General features: G+C 65.4%; 22 protein-coding genes and 1 pseudogene. 8 read left to right on the forward strand and 15 right to left on the reverse strand.

Features of this window, described 5'->3' with window-relative positions:
• The 4 genes and pseudogenes from TNMX_RS13555 to TNMX_RS09065 form a co-directional block, all read left to right on the forward strand.
• Positions 1-1,185 (forward strand): annotated as a pseudogene (locus tag TNMX_RS13555) (chromosome segregation protein SMC); the annotation flags it as partial.
• Entirely contained in the window at positions 1,152-2,063 is a 912-nt protein-coding gene (locus tag TNMX_RS13365; RefSeq protein WP_253269389.1) for a hypothetical protein, read from the forward strand. The pseudogene TNMX_RS13555 and the gene TNMX_RS13365, both read left to right, overlap by 34 nt.
• Complete coding sequence (locus tag TNMX_RS09060) at positions 2,050-2,376, forward strand: nucleoside triphosphate pyrophosphohydrolase family protein (protein ID WP_038031453.1); 327 nt, start codon at positions 2,050-2,052, stop codon at positions 2,374-2,376. Before TNMX_RS13365 ends, TNMX_RS09060 begins: the two co-directional genes overlap by 14 nt.
• A 75-nt stretch (positions 2,377-2,451) precedes the next feature.
• Positions 2,452-3,102, forward strand: coding sequence for a peroxiredoxin (locus TNMX_RS09065; RefSeq protein ID WP_038031455.1), 651 nt, complete (start codon positions 2,452-2,454; stop codon positions 3,100-3,102).
• Positions 3,103-3,152: 50 nt separating this feature from the next.
• Here the strand turns inward: TNMX_RS09065 and TNMX_RS09070 are convergent, their stop codons facing one another.
• Together TNMX_RS09070 and TNMX_RS09075 are read right to left on the reverse strand one after the other, a co-directional pair.
• Positions 3,153-3,401 (reverse strand): zf-TFIIB domain-containing protein, encoded by a 249-nt coding sequence (locus TNMX_RS09070; RefSeq protein WP_028492929.1) that lies wholly within the window; start codon positions 3,399-3,401, stop codon positions 3,153-3,155.
• The gene (locus TNMX_RS09075; RefSeq protein WP_015717261.1) at positions 3,402-4,082 is read right to left on the reverse strand and encodes a zinc metallopeptidase; all 681 of its coding nucleotides are present in this window, start codon (positions 4,080-4,082) and stop codon (positions 3,402-3,404) included.
• Positions 4,083-4,340: 258 nt separating this feature from the next.
• Here TNMX_RS09075 and TNMX_RS09080 point away from each other — a divergent pair, with 258 nt between their 5' ends.
• On the forward strand, positions 4,341-5,198 hold the full coding sequence (locus tag TNMX_RS09080) for a sulfurtransferase (RefSeq protein WP_015717272.1): 858 nt from the start codon (positions 4,341-4,343) through the stop codon (positions 5,196-5,198).
• 1 nt (position 5,199) lies between these two features.
• On the opposite strand, the gene sdaAA is transcribed toward TNMX_RS09080, so the two are convergent.
• On the reverse strand, positions 5,200-6,063 hold the full coding sequence (gene sdaAA / locus TNMX_RS09085; protein WP_038031458.1) for an L-serine ammonia-lyase, iron-sulfur-dependent, subunit alpha: 864 nt from the start codon (positions 6,061-6,063) through the stop codon (positions 5,200-5,202).
• A 43-nt stretch (positions 6,064-6,106) separates the two neighbouring features.
• Between sdaAA and TNMX_RS09090 the strand changes: the two genes are divergently transcribed.
• Complete coding sequence (locus TNMX_RS09090) at positions 6,107-6,727, forward strand: response regulator transcription factor (protein ID WP_084221149.1); 621 nt, start codon at positions 6,107-6,109, stop codon at positions 6,725-6,727.
• A 39-nt stretch (positions 6,728-6,766) separates the two neighbouring features.
• On the opposite strand, the gene rplS is transcribed toward TNMX_RS09090, so the two are convergent.
• The 6 genes from rplS to ffh all read right to left on the reverse strand — a co-directional run bounded on the left by rplS (position 6,767) and on the right by ffh (position 10,372).
• A complete protein-coding gene (gene rplS, locus TNMX_RS09095; protein ID WP_038031464.1) occupies positions 6,767-7,228 on the reverse strand; it encodes a 50S ribosomal protein L19 in 462 nt (153 codons plus the stop codon).
• A gap of 54 nt (positions 7,229-7,282) precedes the next feature.
• Entirely contained in the window at positions 7,283-8,002 is a 720-nt protein-coding gene (trmD, locus tag TNMX_RS09100) for a tRNA (guanosine(37)-N1)-methyltransferase TrmD (RefSeq protein ID WP_038031466.1), read from the reverse strand.
• A complete protein-coding gene (gene rimM, locus TNMX_RS09105) occupies positions 8,003-8,491 on the reverse strand; it encodes a ribosome maturation factor RimM (RefSeq protein ID WP_019550148.1) in 489 nt (162 codons plus the stop codon). It lies immediately after the preceding gene.
• Positions 8,492-8,522: 31 nt separating this feature from the next.
• On the reverse strand, positions 8,523-8,741 hold the full coding sequence (locus tag TNMX_RS09110; RefSeq protein WP_015717278.1) for a KH domain-containing protein: 219 nt from the start codon (positions 8,739-8,741) through the stop codon (positions 8,523-8,525).
• A gap of 65 nt (positions 8,742-8,806) precedes the next feature.
• The gene (rpsP, locus tag TNMX_RS09115) at positions 8,807-9,061 is read right to left on the reverse strand and encodes a 30S ribosomal protein S16 (protein ID WP_015717279.1); all 255 of its coding nucleotides are present in this window, start codon (positions 9,059-9,061) and stop codon (positions 8,807-8,809) included.
• A 6-nt stretch (positions 9,062-9,067) separates the two neighbouring features.
• Positions 9,068-10,372: a signal recognition particle protein gene (ffh, locus tag TNMX_RS09120; RefSeq protein ID WP_038031469.1), complete on the reverse strand. Its 1,305-nt coding sequence runs from the start codon at positions 10,370-10,372 to the stop codon at positions 9,068-9,070.
• Between the two features lie 207 nt (positions 10,373-10,579).
• On the opposite strand from ffh, the gene mgtE reads away from it, so the two are divergent.
• Both mgtE and TNMX_RS09130 read left to right on the forward strand, forming a co-directional pair.
• Entirely contained in the window at positions 10,580-11,929 is a 1,350-nt protein-coding gene (gene mgtE / locus TNMX_RS09125; protein ID WP_038031471.1) for a magnesium transporter, read from the forward strand.
• On the forward strand, positions 11,929-12,318 hold the full coding sequence (locus tag TNMX_RS09130; RefSeq protein ID WP_234944414.1) for an inorganic diphosphatase: 390 nt from the start codon (positions 11,929-11,931) through the stop codon (positions 12,316-12,318). The genes mgtE and TNMX_RS09130 overlap by 1 nt, the downstream gene beginning before the upstream one ends.
• On the opposite strand, the gene queA is transcribed toward TNMX_RS09130, so the two are convergent.
• The 6 genes from queA to TNMX_RS09160 all read right to left on the reverse strand — a co-directional run bounded on the left by queA (position 12,308) and on the right by TNMX_RS09160 (position 18,146).
• A complete protein-coding gene (queA, locus tag TNMX_RS09135) occupies positions 12,308-13,342 on the reverse strand; it encodes a tRNA preQ1(34) S-adenosylmethionine ribosyltransferase-isomerase QueA (RefSeq protein WP_038031473.1) in 1,035 nt (344 codons plus the stop codon). The genes TNMX_RS09130 and queA overlap by 11 nt on opposite strands.
• A complete protein-coding gene (locus tag TNMX_RS09140; RefSeq protein ID WP_038031475.1) occupies positions 13,339-13,875 on the reverse strand; it encodes an NYN domain-containing protein in 537 nt (178 codons plus the stop codon). The genes queA and TNMX_RS09140 overlap by 4 nt, the downstream gene beginning before the upstream one ends.
• A gap of 11 nt (positions 13,876-13,886) precedes the next feature.
• Complete coding sequence (locus TNMX_RS09145) at positions 13,887-16,472, reverse strand: phosphoenolpyruvate carboxylase (RefSeq protein WP_038031499.1); 2,586 nt, start codon at positions 16,470-16,472, stop codon at positions 13,887-13,889.
• Entirely contained in the window at positions 16,469-17,227 is a 759-nt protein-coding gene (locus TNMX_RS09150; protein WP_015717286.1) for a YmdB family metallophosphoesterase, read from the reverse strand. Before TNMX_RS09150 ends, TNMX_RS09145 begins: the two co-directional genes overlap by 4 nt.
• A gap of 37 nt (positions 17,228-17,264) precedes the next feature.
• Positions 17,265-17,768, reverse strand: coding sequence for a DsrE family protein (locus TNMX_RS09155; protein WP_038031477.1), 504 nt, complete (start codon positions 17,766-17,768; stop codon positions 17,265-17,267).
• Between the two features lie 147 nt (positions 17,769-17,915).
• A complete protein-coding gene (locus tag TNMX_RS09160; RefSeq protein ID WP_015717287.1) occupies positions 17,916-18,146 on the reverse strand; it encodes a hypothetical protein in 231 nt (76 codons plus the stop codon).
• Positions 18,147-18,159 lie beyond the last annotated feature (13 nt).

Raw genomic sequence — 18,159 nt, forward strand, 5'->3', positions numbered from 1 at the left:
GAGGAGCTTCGCACCCAGCTTAGGCGTTTGAAAGCGGAAGAAGCCCGCCTGCTGGCCGCCAAAAAGCGCCACGAGGAAGCCTTCCGCCGGTACCTGACGGAAACCGCCCGCTACGAGGAACGCCTGAAGGCCTACCAGGAAGCCCTGGCGGAACGCACCCGCTTGGAGGAGGAGCTTGCCCAAAGGCTTGAGGAACTTCGGGACCTCGAGGGGAAAATGGCCGAACGGAAGCGGTTGGAAACCCACCTCGCCGAACTGCGCGCCCAGGCCCAGGGAGCCCTCAGGGAGGCCGAGCGGCTCAGGCGGCTTCTGGAGGCCGGCAGCGACCTGCACGAGGGACCCCGAAAGGTGCGGAAGCTTCCTGGGGTGCTGGGGGTGGTGGCGGACCTGGTCCGGCCCGAGCCGGGGCTGGAGCTGGCCTTGGAGGTGGCCCTAGGCCCCCGGCTCCAATGGGTCCTCACCCAGGACGAGGAAGCCGCCAAGGCCGCCATCGCCCTCCTGAAACGGGAAGGGGGCCGGGCCACCTTCCTGCCCCTAACCCTTCCTCTCCCCGCCCACCTCCCCCCTCCTCCCCCTCCCGTGCCCGGCCTCCTGGGACCTGCCTTTCGCCTGGCCCGGCTCCGGCAGTCGGGCCTGCCCGAGGAGAAAATCCTCCTGGCCCTCCTGGGGGATACCCTGATCTTCGCCGACCTGGATGCAGCCCTGGCGTACCGAAGGGCTTCGGGCCGGGAAAGGGTGGTCACCCTAGAAGGCGAGGTGCTGGAGCGCCTGGGAGCCCTATCCGGTGGGCGCCTAAAGGGAGGTGGGGAAACCCTCCTCTTAAGGCGGCGCCTGGAGGACCTGGAAACCGAGCAGGAGCAGCTCGCCAGGGAGATCAAAGCCCTGGAGGAAGCCCTGGCCTCCTTTCTTCCCCATCGCCGCCTGGAGGAAGCCCGGGCCCAGGTGGGAGCCCTGCAAGCTAGGCTTCGCTCCCCCTACCCCCGCCTCCCCAACCCCCCACACCGCCTCAGGAAACCTGGGAGGAGGCCCGGCTTCTGGCCCTGGAGAAGGAAAAAGAGGAGCTGGAAGGAATCCTGGCCCAGGCGGAGGCCCACGAGCGCTGGCGCCTCCTCTCCCAGGCCCGGGAAGCCTGGGCGGCAAGCCAAGAGGAAGTGCGCCGCATCCAGGCCAGGATCGAGGAACTGAAGGCCAAACTCGCCGCCACCCAGCCCCTTCTGGCCAAGGCCCAGGAGCTAGAGGAACGCCTTAAGGCCGTGCGGGCGGAAAGGACAAACCTTGAGGACCAGCAAACCCGGGCCCTCACCCGGGCCAACGCCCTCTTGAGCGAGCGGGAAAACCTCCGCCTGCTCCTGGCCCGCAGGGAAGCCCTCCTGGAGGAACTGGGCCGGGAGAGGGCCTCCTTCCCCCCGCTAGACCGTCTGCCCGGCACCCCCAGGGCCCTCCAGGCCAGGCTGGCCCAGGTAGAACGGGAACGGGCAGCCTTGGGACCCGTAAACGCCCTGGCGGAAAGGGAGCTAATGGAGTTGGAAACCCGCCTCGAGGCCCAGGTCAAAGAGGTGCAGGAGGCTACGGAAGCCCTCCTTCGCCTCGAGGCCGAGGCCAAAGCTGTGGAAAAAGCCTACGGGGAAAGGCTGGAGGAAAGCTACCAGGTTTTCCAAAATGCCTTTCAAAAATACGCCCTAGCCCTCCTCGGGGCCCGGGCCGAGGTAAAGCGGGAAGGGCAAGGGCTAAAGCTGGTGGTGATCCCGGCGGGAAAGCGCACCCAGGACCTCCGCCTCCTCTCCCTGGGGGAAAAGACCCTGGGAGCCCTCGCCTTCCTCTTCTCCCTGGGCGAACTCCAGGGTGGCCTTCCCTTGGCCGTGCTGGATGAGGTGGACGCCGCCCTTGACGAGGCCAACCTCGTCCGCTTCACCCGCTTCCTCAACTCCGGCAAGCAGTTCATCCTGGTCACCCATCAGAAGCGCACCATGGAAGCCTGCCACGCCCTCTATGGGGTCACCGCCCAAGGGGGCGTGAGCCGGGTGTTCTCCATCCGCAAGGAGGCTAGCCATGACCCTAAATGAGTACCAGCAGGAGGCCAAGAAAACCGCCCTTTACCCCGAAGCCTACCGGCTTCTTTACCCCACCCTGGGCCTGGCAGGGGAAGCCGGGGAACTGGCCAACAAGGTAAAGAAAATCCTCCGGGACCATGGAGGAAACCTAAGCCAGGCCGCCCGGGAGGATCTGGTGGCAGAGCTCGGGGATGTGCTTTGGTATGTGGCCCAGCTGGCCACCGACCTGGGGGTGAGCCTGGAGGAGGTGGCTCAAGCCAACCTGGCCAAGCTCCGCTCCCGCCTGGAACGGGGGAAACTGGGGGGCTCGGGGGATAATCGCTAATGAAAATCACTTGCACCTGATACCCCTTTAGGGTATAGTGGCCTTCGGCTGGCGCACCAGCCGAGGAGGTGAAGGATGGAAGAAACCGTTACCCTACCCCGTTTAAACGAACCCGCCCCGGACTTCGTGGCCAAGACCACGGCTGGAGAGCTTCGGCTATCCGACCTCAAGGGCAAATGGGTGGTGCTCTTCAGCCACCCCGCCGACTTCACCCCGGTCTGCTCCACGGAGTTCCTGGCCTTCGCCCGGCGTCAAAAGGAGTTTGAAGAGCTGGGAGTCCAGCTGGTGGGCCTTTCCATTGACTCCATCTACTCCCACCTGGCCTGGCTCAAGGACCTCGAGGAGATGTCCGGGATCGCCATCAACTTCCCGGTCATCGCCGACCTGGACATGAAGGTGTCCAAGCTCTACGGCATGATCCACCCTGCCGCCAGCGAAACCGCTGCGGTGCGGGCGGTGTTCATCATCGATCCCAACGGCATCCTCCGGGGCATGCTCTACTACCCCCTCACCACCGGCCGCAACATCGACGAGATCCTGCGCTTCATCCAGGCCCTCCAGTTCACCGACCGCACCGGCTTGAACACCCCCGCCGACTGGCAGCCGGGTGAGCCCGCCATCGTGAAGCCCCCAGCAACCCTGGACGAGGTCAAGGCCGACGAGGCCAGGAAGGCCGAGTACACGGAGTACAAGCGCTGGTATCTGCGCCTTAAGAAGGCGGAGTAGGTAAACCCCAACCCCCCGGGGAACCCTCCCCGGGGGGTTTTCCTTAAAGCCTAATCGAAGAGGTCAAAGATCTCCAGGAAGCCCTTTTTCTTGCGGTAGGGCTTCCCCTCCTTGCGGTAGTACGCCTCCCGCTCCTCCTCGTAGGCCCGCTCCACCTCCTTGGCCTCCGCCAGGAGTTTTTCCAGCTCCCCCCTATCCAGCCACACCCCCCCGCACTGGGGGCAGACGTCGATGAGGACCCCCCGCCTTTCCACCTCCTTCATGCCCACCTGGCAGCTTGGGCAAAGGAGAAGGGGCATCTACTCCTCCCTCCGGCCCATGAGGAGGCTGGCGTAGTAGAGGATGGTGGCCAAGGAGCTGGCCAAGGCAGCCACGTAGGTAAGGGCTGCCCAGGTGAGCACCTGCCGGGCAGGGGCCATCTCCTGCTGGGAGAGGAAGCCCATGCGCCGCAGGAACTCCAGGGCCCGCCTGGAGGCGTCGAACTCCACGGGGAGAGTCACCAGCTGGAATAGGGCCACCGCCAGGTAGAGGTAAAGCCCGAGCTTGGCCAAACCGATGGCCCCCAGCATCAACCCGCCCACCACCAGGATCGGGCCCAGGTTGGTGCCCAGGCTGGCCGCCGGCCACAGGCTGGCCCGCACCCGAAGCCAGGTGTAGCCATGGGCATCCTGGACCGCATGCCCCACCTCGTGAGCGGCCACCGCCAGGGCCGCCAGGCTGGGCGAGGCGTAGTTGGGCTCGGAAAGCCGCACCGCCTTGGCGTGAGGATCGTAGTGGTCCGTGAGGGCCCCGGGCACCGGCTCCACCCGGACGTGGGTGAGGCCATGGGCATCCAGGATGGCCCGGGCCACCTCAGCCCCCGTAAGCCCTCGGCTGTTGGCCACCCGGCTGAATCGGGCGAAGGTAGCCTGAAGACCGCCTTGAATCACCAGGCTGGCCACGAAGACCAACCCCATGAGCAAGAGCGCCAGTATGTCCATTCCCGTCCACCTCCTTCCGAGGAGTAGCAAAAACCGAGGCCACCCATACAGGTGGTCTCGCCATGCGCCCTCAGGCGCCCCAGCCGACCGGGGATTGCTCCCGTACTGACGACCGGCTGGCCCCACAAGGGGCGGCTACTCCCCGCGGTTCCCGTTATACCAGACTCGGCCCTTTCTGGCAAGGAGCGGGGCGGGAATGTGCACGGACCCTCTTTACTCTCACTCGCTCAAGGGTATCTTGTGGGCGGGAGGTGAGGTATGGGCTACGCGCATCCCGAGGTTCTGGTGAGCACGGACTGGGTCCAGGAGCACCTGGAGGATCCCAAGGTGAGGATCCTCGAGGTGGACGAGGACATCCTGCTTTACGAAACCGGCCACATTCCCGGGGCACAGAAGGTGGACTGGCAACGGGATTTCTGGGATCCGGTGGTGCGGGACTTTGTGGACGAGGAGGGGTTTGCCAACCTCATGGAAAGGCTTGGGATCTCCAACGACACCACCGTGGTCCTTTACGGGGACAAGAACAACTGGTGGGCCGCCTACGCCTTCTGGTTCTTCAAATATAACGGCCACCAGGACGTGCGCCTCATGAACGGGGGGCGGCAAAAGTGGGTGGAGGAAGGCCGTCCCCTTTCCACCGAGGTTCCCACCTACCCCAAGGGGAGCTACCGAGTACCCTACCGGGACGAGTCCATCCGCGCCTACCGGGATGAGGTTCTCAAGCACATCCTCAAGGTTAAGGAGGGCAGGGGTGCCCTGGTGGACGTGCGGAGCCCCGAGGAGTACCGGGGGGAGCTCACCCACATGCCCAACTACCCTCAGGAGGGCGCCCTGCGGGCTGGCCACATCCCCGGGGCCAAAAACATCCCCTGGGCCAAGGCGGTGAACCCCGATGGCACCTTCAAAACGGCAGAAGAACTTCAGGCTCTTTACCAGTCCTTGGGCATCACCCCGGATAAGGATGTGGTGGTCTACTGCCGCATCGCCGAGCGCTCCAGCCACTCCTGGTTTGTCCTCAAGTACCTCCTCGGCTATCCCCACGTGAAGAACTACGACGGCTCCTGGACGGAGTGGGGCAACCTGGTGGGGGTTCCGGTAGCCAAAGGGGAGGAATAGCTCAATCCTCGGAAGCCTCCCCCAGGGCCTGGGCGGCCAGCCGACGCCCCGTGGGGGTGTCCGCCAACCCCCCCAGGCCTGTTTCCTTGAGCTCCAAGGGCAGAAGGCGGCCGATGCCCGCCATGGCCAGGATCACCTCGTCAGGGGGAATCACGCTCCTTATCCCCGCCAGGGCCATGGAGGCGGCGCTCACCGCATGCACCGCATAAAAACCATTGCGCATCACGCAGGGCACCTCCACAAACCCCCCCACGGGATCGCAAACCAGGCCCAGGGTGTTCTGCAGGGCCAAGGCCGCCGCATGGGCAGAGGCCTCCGCACTCCCCCCGAGAAGCTCGGTAACGGCGGCCGCCGCCATGGCCGCTGAGGAACCGATTTCCGCCTGGCACCCCCCGCTGGCCCCGGCGATGTAGATCTGGCGGTTGATGATCTTGGCCACCCCGGCGGCCAGGACCATGGGCATGAGGAGGTCCTCATCGGGGATGCCCAGGTGATCCGCCACTCCCAGCAAGGCCCCGGGAAGCGTCCCGGCGCTACCCGCCGTGGGAGCCGCCACAATCCGACCCATGCGGGCATTTTCCTCGTTGACCGCCATGGCGTAGGCCTGGACCCGCTTTAAAAGCGGATCCCGCAAGGGATCCGGGGCTTCCCACAAGGTCTTGGCATTCTTCCCCACCATTCCCGCCACGCTGGGGGCATCCGAGGCGAGACCCTTCCGGATGGAATCCCGCATGATGCCAAGGCGCTCCCGAAGCTTATCCAGGATGGTCTCGGGAGCCAGCCCGGTTTCCTCCACCTCCTCGCGGAGCAGGGCCTCCGACGCCCGGCCAGGAAGGGCGGCAAGGTCGTTCAGGGTCAAGGGCATAGCTTAAGTATAGGCTTTGGCCTCGTTTTCACACCGCAGGCCTATGCTAAGAGCCAGGATGGGCAACCCTGGATCCCGCCTCCGCGTGCTGATCGCCGACGACCACCCCCTCTTCCGCCTGGGGCTTAGGGCGGGCCTCGAGGGGGAAGGGCTCGTGGTGGTGGCCGAGGCCCAGGATGGAAAGGAGGCCTTGGAAAAGACCCTGGCCCTGAACCCGGAGGCAGTCCTCCTGGACCTGAGGATGCCCGTATTGGATGGGCTAGAGTGCACCCGAATGCTCCGGAAGAAGGGGTATTCCGGCCTCATCGCCCTCCTCACCACCTACCAGGAGCCCGCCCTGGTGCGGGAAGCGTTTTTGGCGGGGGCTGACGCCTACTTTTCCAAGGAGCTCTCCGCTCCCGAGCTCAAAAGGCGCCTTCTCCGCGTGGCCCAGGGGGAGGAAAAACTGAAGCCCCCCGACCTGCCCAGCCTCACCTCGAGGGAGGAGGAAGTCCTCCGCCTCCTGGCCCAGGGGCTTTCCGTGAAGGAGATGGCCAAGGCCCTGGGCCTTTCCCCGGACACGGTGAAGGACCACCTGGAAAGCCTCTACGGCAAGCTCCTGGCCCGAAACCGGGTGGAAGCCCTGGAAAAGGCAAGGTCCCTGGGATTCCTGGCGAAGAAATAAGGAAGGGCGGGCAAACCCACCCTTCCCATAGCCCCCGGTTTACTCGGCGGAGGGTTCCCCTTCGGAAGCCGCCTCTGTAGCGCCCTGGGCAGCTTCCGCCTCCTCCTTGGCCACCCGGGCCCTTTCCTGGTCCTGGCCGATGCGCTTGCGGTCGGCGCGGAGCTTGCGGCGGATCTCCCTTTCGGAAAGCTCCCGGATGAAGTAGAGCTTGGCCCGCCGGGCCCGGCCCCGCTGGACGATCTCGATGTTCTCGATGAGGGGGGAGTTCAGGGGGAAGATGCGCTCCACCCCCACGCCGTAGCTCACCTTGCGCACGGTGAAGCTGGTGTTGTACCCGTTCCGCTTGATCTTGATGACGATGCCCTCAAAGTTCTGCACCCGGGTGCGGTTGCCTTCCTTTACCCGGTAGGCCACCCGCACGGTGTCGCCGGGCCGGAACTCCGGGAGATCGGTGCGGGTATACTTGGCCTCCACTACCTTAAGCAGCGCTCCTCGGTTCATGTTCTCCTCCCTCCCAGAGGAACCCCGAGGGGTTCATGGGCAACAGACCTAAGTCTAGCCTTCGCGGTCCATTTCCGCAAGCCAGGCCACCTCGAGGGGCCCAAGCCTGGCCTCCCGCACCAGCTCCGGCCTCACGGCAAGGGTCTTCCTCAGGGCTTCCTGCCTGCGCCAGCGGTCCACCTCCGGGTGGTTTCCCGAAAGGAGAACCTCCGGCACCCGAAGCCCGCGGAACTCCGGGGGACGGGTGTAGTGGGGGTGGTCCAGGAGCCCGCGGACAAAGGAATCCCTCCGGTGGCTTTCCGGATCCCCGATCACCCCCGGAATAAGCCGGGCAGTGGCCTCCAGCACCGCCAAGGCCGCCACCTCCCCCCCCATGAGCACGTAATCCCCGATGGAAAGGGAGCGGGTCACAAAGGCCTCCACCCGGGCGTCAAACCCCTCGTAGCGCCCGGAAAGAAGGACCAGGTGATCCCTTTGGGCCAGCTCCTCCGCCACCCGTTGGGTGAAGGGTTCCCCCGCCGGGGAAAGGAGGATCACCTCATCCGCAGGCAAAACGGCCTCCAAGGCCGCCACCGCCACATCCGGGCGGATCACCATCCCCGCCCCGCCGCCATAGGGAGTGTCGTCCACGGTGCGGTGCCGCCCCAGGCCATAGGCCCTGAGGTCCACCACCTCCACCTGGATGAGACCCCGCTCCTGGGCCTTCTTCAGGAGGGATTCCGAAAGCCAGGGGCGTATGAGGCCGGGGAAAAGGGTGAGGATGGTGTAGCGCATTCAGTCAAAGAGGCCGGGGATGGGCTCCACGTGGATGCCCTCCTCCTCCACCCGCACGTAGGGCGCCTGCAGGGGTACTAGGCGCTCCGTCTGGTCGCGAAGCCTTTCCCCCACGCCCTTGATGACCAGGACATCCTGGGCTCCTGCGTCCAGGATGTCCACCACCTCCCCCATCTTCAAGCCCCCCACGTAAACGGGTAGGCCAATCAGGGCAAAGTAGTAGTACCGGCCCTCCTCGAGGGGGGGAAGTTCCTCCACCTCGGCATACACCCGGAGACCCACCAAGGGCTCGGCCAGCTCCCGGCTGGAAACCCCCGCCAGGTGAACCACCAGGTCATCCCCCACCTGGTAGAGATCCTCCACCGCCCGCCAGCCATGCCCTTCCACGTAGACCCGCTCCAGGTGAGCCACCACCGGCTCACCCCGGAACTTCAGACCCCCGCGCAGGGCATAGGGGGCACCGAACCGACCGATTTCCACCAGGCGCATCCCTAATCCATTATGCCAAAGCCCCGCGGGCCTAGCGCACCTCCACCCCCACCTTGCGCTTGGCGTAGGCCCTTACCAGGGTGCGGATGGACTCAATGACCCGGCCCTGCTTGCCGATAAGCCGACCCTTGTCCTCAGGGGCCACCTCCACCACGTAAAGCGGACCTTCCCGGGTACGCCTTTCCTGCACCCGGACCCGCTCCGGCTGGTCCACCACGCTCTTGGCCAAATACTCCACCAAGTCCTTCATGGCCCCATGTTAAGGCAAAGGCGCCGGGTGGGTACACCCACCGGCGCCCTCAGGGGCCTTAACCTTTAGCCTTCCTTCCGGAAAACCCCCGCCTGCCGGAGAAGCCTCCGGGCGGTGTCCGTGGGCTGGGCCCCCACGGAAAGCCAGTACTTGGCCCGCTCCACGTCCACCTTCAGCCACTCGGGAGTGGTCTTGCGGGGATCGTAGTACCCGATCTTTTCGATGTAGGCGCCGTCGCGCTTCCTACGGCTGTCGGTGACCACGATGCGGTAGTGAGGGTTGTGCTTGGAGCCGAAACGAGAAAGCCGGATCTTTACCATTCTTTCCTACCTCCTGAACATTCCCATGAGTCCCCGGCCCTTGTTCTTCTCCAGGGACTTCATTAGGGCCTTGGTTTCCTCGAAGGCCTTGATGAAGCGGTTGATCTCCTGCACGCTGGTGCCGCTTCCCCTGGCGATGCGCTTGCGCCGGGAGGCGTTTAGGATGCGGGGGTCCTTTCGCTCCTCGGGGGTCATGGAAAGGACGATGGCCTCCAGGCGCTTGATGGCCTTATCGTCCACCTGGACCCCAGCGGGCAAGGCCTTACCCACCCCGGGAAGCATGGCGAGGATCTCCGAGAAGGAGCCCAGGCGCTTCAAGTTTTGCATCTGCTTGAGGAAGTCCTCCAGGGTGAGCTCCTTGGCGGACTTGGGGGTTTCGGCCTCGAGGCCCGCAGCCCGAACCTTCTCCGCCAGGGTAGCCACATCCCCCATGCCCAGGATGCGGCTCGCCAGCCGGTCGGGGTAGAAGGGTTCCAGGCCCTCGGGGCGCTCGGAAACCCCGGCGAAGTAGATGGGCTTCCCCGTCACGTGCCGGGCGGAGAGGGCCGCCCCACCCCGGGCATCCCCATCCAGCTTGGTGAGGATGAGCCCCGTGACCCCCACCCGCTCGTCGAAGGCCTTGGCCACCGAAAGGGCCTCCTGGCCCGTCATGGCATCCAGGACCAGGAGCACCTCGTCAGGGTTCATGGCCTCCTTGAGGCGGGCAAGCTCCGCCATCAAAGGCTCGTCGATCTGCAGGCGCCCGGCGGTGTCCACCAGGATGAGGTCGCGAACCTCCTGCCTGGCCCTCTCCTCCACCCGGCGGCGGATGGACTCGGGGCTCTCCCCATCCTGCACCTCCAGGACCGGGACCCCTATCTTTTCCCCCAGGATGCGAAGCTGCTCCCGGGCTGCCGGGCGCTGGGTGTCGGCCGCCACCAGCAGGGGCCTCCTTCCCTTCCCCTTGTAGAAAAGGGCCAGCTTGGCCGCGGTGGTGGTTTTGCCGGAGCCCTGGAGGCCCACCAGGAACCACAGGTTCTGGTTCTTCAGGGTGGGGAAGCGGGGTTCCCCGCCCAAGGCCTCCTTTAGGGCCTCGTAGACCGTGGCCAGCACCACCTCCGCCGGGGTAAGGCTTTCCAGGACCTTCTGGCCCAGGGCCTTCTCCCGGACGCTTTCCACAAAGGCCCTCGCCACCTCCAGGTTCACGTCGGCGTCCATCAGGGCCCGACGGATCTCCCTGAGGGTGGCCTTCAGGTCCTCCTCGGTGATACGGCCCCGTCCCCTTAAGCGGTCTATGGCCTCCTGCAGTCTTCCCGCCAGCTTCGCAAACATGAGCCTCCCGGCCGCCAGGCCGGGCTTTAGAATAGGCCAGACCCCTTGAGCGTGTCAACCTCAATTTTTCCCACATTTCTAGTGGGCATGGTTGACGGCCCCGACCGGGAACCCTAGGCTAAGGAAGGTATGCTAGGGGCTTTGCCCTCGAGTCCTAGGCCCTGAAGGCCGCCCAGCAGGCGGCCTTCGGGTGAAAGGAGGCCGCCTGTGGAGACGACCCTTTCCCCTCTGCGCCAAGCCCTGCAAGAAGGCGACACCCTGAAGCTACAGAGGCTCCTGGAGGAAACCCATCCCCAGGACCTTTTGGCCGTGTGGGATGACCTCGAGGGGGAGCACCGCTACGTGGTCCTCACCCTCCTTCCCAAGGACCGGGCCGCGGAGGTCTTCGCCAACCTCCCTGCGGAGGAGCAGGCGGAGTACTTGAAGACCCTTCCCCCCTGGCGGGTGCGGGAGCTCTTGGAGGAGCTCTCCCTGGACGACCTGGCCGACGCCCTCCAGGCGGTGGAGGAGGAAGACCCCGACCTGGCCCGCCGCCTTAAGGAGGCCCTGGACCCCGAGACCCGGGCCGAGGTGGAGGAACTCACCCAGTACGAGGAGGACGAGGCAGGCGGCCTCATGACCCCCGAGTACGTGGCGGTGCGGGAGGGCATGACCGTGGAGGAGGTCATCCGCTTCCTGCGCCGGGCCGCCCCCGATGCGGAAACCATTTACTACATTTACGTGGTGGACGAGGCGGGCCGCCTCAAGGGGGTCCTGTCCTTAAGAGACCTCATCGTGGCCGACCCGAAGACCAAGGTGGCGGAGATCATGAACCCCAAGGTGGTCTTCGCCCGCACGGACACCGACCAGGAAGAGGTAGCCCGCCTCATGGCCGACTACGACTTCACCGTCTTGCCCGTGGTGGACGAGGACGGGGTGCTGGTGGGTATCGTCACGGTGGACGACGTGCTGGACGTTTTAGAAGAGGAAGCCACCGAGGACATCCACCGCATGGCGGCGGTGGACGTGCCGGACCTGGTGTACAGCCAAGCCTCCCCCATCGCCCTCTGGATGGCCCGGGTGCGCTGGCTGGTGATCCTCATCCTCACGGGCATGGTGACCAGTTCCATCCTCCAGGGGTTTGAAAACCTCCTGGAGGCCGCCACCGCCTTGGCCTTCTATGTGCCTGTACTCCTGGGCACGGGGGGCAATACCGGCAACCAGTCCGCCACCCTCATCATCCGGGCCCTGGCCACCCGGGACCTGGACCTCAGGGACTGGCGCCGGGTAATGGCCAAGGAAACCCTGGTGGGTAGCCTTCTCGGCCTCACCCTGGCCGCTTTGCTCCTGGGCAAGGTTTTTCTGGACGGGCACGCCGCCTTGGCCCCGGCGGTGGGCTTGGCCCTTTTCCTCCTGGTGCTCTTCGCCAACCTGGTGGGGGCCATGCTCCCCGTGGTGTTAAGGCGCCTTGGCGTGGACCCGGCCTTGGTTTCCAATCCCCTGGTGGCCACCCTTTCCGATATCTCGGGCCTCCTCATCTACCTCTCGGTGGCCCGGCTCCTCTTGGATCTGGGATGATGCGGCTTCGCATGGTGGTGGAGTGGAGCAAAGGGAGCCCCTTCCGCTATGCCTGGAAGGAAGGGCACCTGGCCCTGGTGGCCGTGGACCAGCCGGCGCCGGTGAACTATGGCCTCATCCCTGGCCTCATCAACCCCGCCGACGGGGAGGAGGTGGATGCGGTCTTCCTGGGACCTCCCCTTTCCCCGGGAACCGAGGTGGAGGGGGAAGTGGTGGGCATGGTGTGGCTGGCGGATGGGGACCACAAGATCCTCCTCGAGGCCCAGGGGCAAGGGCCAAGCCAAAGGGAAGCCCAAGAACTCCTCGCCTGGTTCCACCGAAGTCGCAAACCCCTTGTCCTTGGCCCACAGGAGGCCAGGGACTGGCTGAAGGCGTTGCTCAGAGGATAAGCATAGCGTCCCCCAAAGAGTAAAACCGGTACCGCTCCGCCACCGCAAGCCGGTACGCCTCCATGGTCTTTTCGTAGCCCAGGAAGGCGGCCACCAGCATGAGCAGGGTGGAACGGGGCAGGTGGAAGTTGGTGAAAAGAGCGTCTATGACCTGGAAGGCATAGGGCGGGCGGATGAAAAGCCGGGTCTCCCCCATCCCCGGCACCACCCCTATCCCCTCCCGGAAGGCGCTCTCCAGGGCCCGGACCACGGTGGTGCCCACCGCCACCACCCTCCGGCCCTCCTTCTTGGCCCGGTTGATGGCTTCTGCGGTTTCCTCAGGGATTTCGTAGGGCTCAGGGTGCATCTCGTGCTTCTCGGGATCCCCCTTCACCGGGCGGAAGGTGCCGGGGCCCACGTGCAGGGTCAGGAAGCGGAGCTCCACCCCCATGCCCCTCAGGCGGGCCAGAAGCTCCGGGGTGAAGTGGAGCCCAGCAGTGGGGGCGGCCACGGAGCCCGGGCGCCTGGCGTACACGGTCTGGTAGCGTTCCGGAGGGATTCTGGCCTTGATGTAGGGGGGCAGGGGCACCTCCCCCACCTCCTCCAGGTGGGCCATCAGATCCCCCTGGAAGCGGAGAAGCCGCACCCCATCCTCCTCCACCCCCACCACCTCCGCCTCGAGGTCCGGAACCACGCGGAGGTCCCGGGGAGATAGAAAGCGGAGCCTGGTGCCGGGCTTGGCCTTGCGGCCGGGCCCCACCAGGGCTTCCCAAAGCCCCGGAGTCCGTTCCCGCACCAGAAGCACCTCCACCCTTCCCCCCGTGGGCCTTTGGGCCAAGAGGCGGGCGGGGATCACCTTGCTCTCGTTAAACACCAGCACATCCCCCGGGCGAAGGTATTCGGGAAGGTCCCTGACCTGGCGGTGCTCGGCACGAAAAGGCCCTTCCCGATGGACCACCAGCATCCGGGCCCTATCCCGGGGTTCCACCCCCTCCTGGGCGATGAGTTCTTCGGGCAGGAAGTAGTCGTAGGCCTCGAGGCTCATCGCTCGGTGTTCCTGGGCTCCATAAAGGCATTGGGGATATCGGGAAGGTGCACGAAGCGGTCCACGGCATCGATGAGCTTCTGGGCGGTGGTCTCCCGGAAGGCGATCACCTCCACCCGGATGCCCCGTTCCATGAGGACCTCGAGGATCTCCACAAAATCCCCATCCCCGCTTCCCAGGACCACCACGTCCAGGTGAGGCATAAGCCTCACCATGTCCGCGGCGATGCCCATGTCCCAGTTCCCCTCGTAGATGGGCTTGCCGCCCTCACCCAGCTCCTTCACCGTGAGGTACATGCGCCGCACCCGGTAGCCGATGGTGGAAAGCTTGTAGATGAAGGGCCAGGCGGAGGTGTCCCCCTCCTTTTCCACCACGTAGGCGGTGGCCCGCACCAGACGCCTTCCCCCCACGGCAAAGCGCAGGAGGCTCTCAAAGTTCACGTTGCGCTCGTAGTAGTCCCGAGCGGAGTGGTAAAGGTTCTGGGTGTCCACGAAAACGCCCACCCGCTGGTCAGGATGCTGGCCAAGCTCCATCGGCCTCCATCTTAACCCGCATTCCTAAGGCCCGCCGCCACCCCCAGGATGGAGAGGAGAAGGGCCTTCTTCAAGGCCTCATCCTCCCGGCCCCCAGGAGCGCGGTAGCGGCGGAGAAGCTCCACCTGCACGAAGTTGATGGGGTCCACGTAGGGGTTGCGCAAGGCGATCTGCCTTTCCAAGGTCCTCTGGTTGTGAAGGAGGGGGGCCTGGAAGATGCTTTCCAGAAGCGTCACCGTCTTTTGGTACTCCTGGGCAAGGCCGTGGAAGAGGGGGTGTAGCTTTTCCGGAACCAGGCGCAGGTAAAGCTCCGCCACCCCCAGGTCCGCCTTGGCCAAGGCCATGGCGGCATTCTCCAAGGTGGTGGCGAAGAAGGGCCACTCCCGGTACATCCGCCTGAGAAGATCCAGGGGCAAGGCCTCCAGGGCCGTAAGCCCGTACCAGCCGGGCAGGAGTAGGCGCACCTGGGTCCAGGCCATCACCCAGGGAATGGCCCTGAGGTCGCGGATCTCCCGCACCCGGCCGTGGCGGTACACAGGGCGGCTGGCGATGGGGAGTTCCCCGATCTCCCGGATGGGGGTAAAGGCCTCGAAAAAGGGGAAGAAACCCTCCTGGGCCAAAAGGGCCCGGTAGCGGCGCATGCTTTCCTCCCCCGCCTGCCACAAAGCCTCCCGCCACTCAGGTCTGGGCTCCACCCCCTCGCCCAAGGCCGCCTGGGCGAAGTGAAAGAGAAGTTGCTCCAGGTGGCGCACGGCCAGCTCAGGATGGCTGTAGCGGTCCGCCAGGGCCTCCCCCTGCTCCGTGAGGCGGATGCGGTGCCCCACGCTCCTGGGGGGCAGGCTGGCGATGGCCCGGCCTGCAGGCCCCCCACCCCGGGCGGTGGAGGTACCCCGGCCGTGGAAGAAGAAAACCGGCAGGCCGAAGCTCTGCCCCACCTTGGCCAAGGCCTCCTGGGCCTCGTAAAGGGCCAGGTTGGCAGCCAGGAAGCCAGCATCCTTATTGGAGTCGGAGTACCCGATCATAATCTCCACCCCGCCCCGGCCCCGGGCGTGGGCCAGGAAGACGGGGTTTTGCAGAAGGCGGGTGAGTACCTCCGGGGCCCGGTGGAGGTCCTCGAGGGTCTCAAAGAGGGGCACCACATCCAGGGGCAAAGGGGCTCCCGGCCGGTAAAGCCCCACCTCCCGGGCGAGAAGGAACACGGCAAGGAGATCCCCGGGGTGGTGGGTCATGGACACCACGTGGGCCCCCTTGTCCCGCCAGGCCCGAAAGGCCCCTAGCGCCACCCGCAGGGCCTCCCCCTGGGGCTCATGGCCCACGGGCAGGAGGGGACGGGCGCTTCTCAGCTCCTCGGTGAGGAGGGCCTCCTGGGCCTCGGGGGGCAAGGAAAGGAAATCGGGGTGGACCCCCCCAACCCTGAGGAGTTCCGCCGCTGCCTCCAGGAGTTTCCCGGACTCCTCCCTCAGGTCCAAGGGCGCAAGCTCCAGGCCGAAGGCGAAAAGGCGGGCCTCGAGGGGACGGAGGAAGGAGGCCGCCACCTGTTCCAGGCCCACGGAGGCCAGGCCCTCCTCCGCCACCCTCAGGGCCCGCAAAAGCTCCTCCGTGCTCGCCTCACCCTTCTCCAGGCGGGTATAAAGCCTGGCGAAGAACCGCCGGTAGGGCTCCCCGGGGAAGCGCTCCGTTCCCTCCCCTCCCTCCCGCACCCCCCTGGGCACGGGAACTTTAGTTTCGGAAAGGGAAAGGTCCCGCACCAGGTTTTCCAGTTCCAGCAAAAATCGCTCCCGGGCCACCTGGCGGGCATACCGGGCGGCAAAGGCGGTCACCTCAGGGGTGACGAAGGGGTTGCCATCCCGGTCCCCTCCGATCCAGCTCCTGAAGCGCACCGGGCTCTTCAGGCGGGGCCGCCTGCCATAGACCTTCTCCAGGGCGGCCTCGAGGCCCTCCACCACCCGGGGTACCGCCTGCCAGAGGGTGGTAGGCAGGTAGTAAAGCCCGCCCTTAATCTCGTCCTCCACCGTGGGCCTGGCCTTGCGCACCTCCTCGGTGGCATAGAGCAGGGCCACCCTAGCCGCCAAGCGGGAACGGTCTTGGGCCTCCAGCTCCTCCTGTAACTTTTCCAGATGGTGCCTTAGGGTTCGCCTGCGGGTCTCTGTAGGATGGGCAGTAAAGGTGAGCCATAGCTCCAGGCGGTTCAGGTGGGCCTCCACCTCCTCCAGGGAAAGCCCCCTTTCCTTCAAGGCCCTGGCCAGGGCCAAGAAGCCCTCGGGCCTCGGGCTCTCCGGGGTTTCCGCCTGGGCCCTAAGGCGGTTCACCCGTACCCGGTGCCTCTCCTCCGCCAGGTTCACCAGGTGGAAGTAATGGGTAAAGGCCCGCACCAGGGCCTCGGCCTCCTCGAGGGAAAGCCCCTCCACCCGCTTCAAAAGGGTGGCCCTCGCTCCTTCGTCCCCCTGTCGTCGGGCCTTGGATAGGAGGCGCACCTCCTCCACCAAGGCGAAAAAACGCTCCCCCGAAACCGCCCGGATGGCCTCGCCCAGAAGGCGGCCTAAAAGGTCCACCTCCGCCCGCAAAAGGTCAAAGGTATCCTCCTTCGCAGGCTTCACGGCTCCTCCCACACGTAAGGGCCTATGGAAACCCCTTTGCCGCCCTCCACAACCAGCTCGGTGGCGTGGAAGCGCGCCCTTCCCTGGGCAGCCCGAAAAGGCTGGGGCCTGCCCGTAAGGAAGCGGGCCAGGAAGGTCTCCACCTCCCCGCCGATGATGGATGCATACGTGCCGGTCATGCCCACGTCGGTCTGGTACAGGGTGCCCTTCGGCAGGCGCATGGCATCCAGGGTGGGCACATGGGTGTGGGTGCCCAGCACGGCCGTGACCCGCCCATCCAGGTAGTGGGCCAGGGCCATCTTCTCGCTGGTGGCCTCGGCATGCACCTCCACCAGAATGTAATCCGCCTTCTCCTGGGCTAAAAGGGCATCCAGGGTGCGGAAGGGATCGTCCAGGGGATCCATGAAGATCCGGCCCATCACCTGCACGAAGAGAAGGCTCTCCCCACCTGCGCTAAGCCGCCACCACCCCCGCCCTGGGGTGCCAGGAGGGTAGTTGAGGGCCCGCACCACGGGCTCCCGTTCCAAGAGCTCGTAGACCTCCTTGTGATCCCAAGCGTGGTTTCCCAGGGACACCAGGTCCACCCCCGCCTCGCGTAGGAGGCGGTAGGAACGCCGGTCCAGACCCTTACCCCGGGCGGCGTTCTCCCCGTTGGCTATGACCAGGTCGTACTGGTCCCGGATGTCCGGCAGGTGGAGGCTCACCGCCCTCAGGCCGGGCTCGGCCATCACGTCGCCGATGAAGAGAACCCGCATGGGGGCATTATACGCACCCATGCAGGTCCTTTCAGGTTCAGCCTACCTTGATGTACGCGTACCCCTTGGCCTGAAGTTCTCCCAAAGCCCCCACCCCGGAAGGCACCCACTTGAGGAACTCATCCGGACGAAGTTTGTCCTTGGGAATGTTGTTCCGGCTAAAGGTGATCTCGCAGAGGTAGTACTCCACTCCAAGCTGGGCAAGTTGCTTCACCCGGCTGAACAGGGCCTCCCGGTCGTACTGGGCCGAGGCCCAGGGGGTACCCTCAAGATCCTTGAGGAAAAACTGCACCCCGGCTCCATGGGCCACCACCACGATCTTGATCTTGAAGGGGTCGTTGTCGTACACGGACAGGTGGTTGCTGATATTGGTCAACATCTGTCCAAAGCGGTTGGGATCCCCGAAGTCCAGGTGGTAAACCACAGCCACAGGGGTTTCCTTCTTGAAGTCCTTGTAGGCCACCCGCTCGTTGGCCCGGGCCCCCAGCAGGGAACCCGCCCCCAGAAAAGCTCCTAACCTCAGCAGAAACCTGCGGTCCATGCTCCCTCCCTTCTATTGGGGGAAAGCCTACACCCCCCACATCTCCTCCGTCAAGGGTATAAAACACCCTAAGGATAAGCCCAGCCCCTTAAACGGAGGCTGGGCGCTTATTCCGGGTTATCCCCAGGCTTTCCTCGAGCCGCTAGCCTATGCGGTGCGCTTCTGCAATAGATAAACCACCCCGTAGCCGATGGCCGCCAGGACCAGCAAGGGGATGGCGAACCGCAAAAGCTCCCAGATGAGGCCGGAAAGGGCCAGAAGCACCCGGCCCAAGAAGGTGAAGACCCATCCCCCCACCCAGAGGGCCAAAAGCACCCCCACCACCACCAAGAGGCCCAAAACCACCCATTCCAGGATGTCGCGCAGGCTCCGTTCCATACTCTCAGCATAC

Source organism: Thermus sp. NMX2.A1, from assembly GCF_000511705.1.
GTDB classification, from domain to species: Bacteria; Deinococcota; Deinococci; order Deinococcales; family Thermaceae; genus Thermus; species Thermus scotoductus.

Coding starts and splice junctions, on each gene's coding strand:
- TNMX_RS09060 (WP_038031453.1), top strand. CDS start 2,050: ATGACCCTAAATGAGTACCAGCAGGAGGCCAAGAAAACCGCCCTTTAC.
- TNMX_RS09065 (WP_038031455.1), top strand. CDS start 2,452: ATGGAAGAAACCGTTACCCTACCCCGTTTAAACGAACCCGCCCCGGAC.
- TNMX_RS09070 (WP_028492929.1), bottom strand. CDS start 3,401: ATGCCCCTTCTCCTTTGCCCAAGCTGCCAGGTGGGCATGAAGGAGGTG.
- TNMX_RS09075 (WP_015717261.1), bottom strand. CDS start 4,082: ATGGACATACTGGCGCTCTTGCTCATGGGGTTGGTCTTCGTGGCCAGC.
- TNMX_RS09080 (WP_015717272.1), top strand. CDS start 4,341: ATGGGCTACGCGCATCCCGAGGTTCTGGTGAGCACGGACTGGGTCCAG.
- sdaAA (WP_038031458.1), bottom strand. CDS start 6,063: ATGCCCTTGACCCTGAACGACCTTGCCGCCCTTCCTGGCCGGGCGTCG.
- TNMX_RS09090 (WP_084221149.1), top strand. CDS start 6,107: ATGCTAAGAGCCAGGATGGGCAACCCTGGATCCCGCCTCCGCGTGCTG.
- rplS (WP_038031464.1), bottom strand. CDS start 7,228: ATGAACCGAGGAGCGCTGCTTAAGGTAGTGGAGGCCAAGTATACCCGC.
- trmD (WP_038031466.1), bottom strand. CDS start 8,002: ATGCGCTACACCATCCTCACCCTTTTCCCCGGCCTCATACGCCCCTGG.
- rimM (WP_019550148.1), bottom strand. CDS start 8,491: ATGCGCCTGGTGGAAATCGGTCGGTTCGGTGCCCCCTATGCCCTGCGC.
- TNMX_RS09110 (WP_015717278.1), bottom strand. CDS start 8,741: ATGAAGGACTTGGTGGAGTATTTGGCCAAGAGCGTGGTGGACCAGCCG.
- rpsP (WP_015717279.1), bottom strand. CDS start 9,061: ATGGTAAAGATCCGGCTTTCTCGTTTCGGCTCCAAGCACAACCCTCAC.
- ffh (WP_038031469.1), bottom strand. CDS start 10,372: ATGTTTGCGAAGCTGGCGGGAAGACTGCAGGAGGCCATAGACCGCTTA.
- TNMX_RS09130 (WP_234944414.1), top strand. CDS start 11,929: ATGCGGCTTCGCATGGTGGTGGAGTGGAGCAAAGGGAGCCCCTTCCGC.
- queA (WP_038031473.1), bottom strand. CDS start 13,342: ATGAGCCTCGAGGCCTACGACTACTTCCTGCCCGAAGAACTCATCGCC.
- TNMX_RS09140 (WP_038031475.1), bottom strand. CDS start 13,875: ATGGAGCTTGGCCAGCATCCTGACCAGCGGGTGGGCGTTTTCGTGGAC.
- TNMX_RS09150 (WP_015717286.1), bottom strand. CDS start 17,227: ATGCGGGTTCTCTTCATCGGCGACGTGATGGCCGAGCCCGGCCTGAGG.
- TNMX_RS09155 (WP_038031477.1), bottom strand. CDS start 17,768: ATGGACCGCAGGTTTCTGCTGAGGTTAGGAGCTTTTCTGGGGGCGGGT.
- TNMX_RS09160 (WP_015717287.1), bottom strand. CDS start 18,146: ATGGAACGGAGCCTGCGCGACATCCTGGAATGGGTGGTTTTGGGCCTC.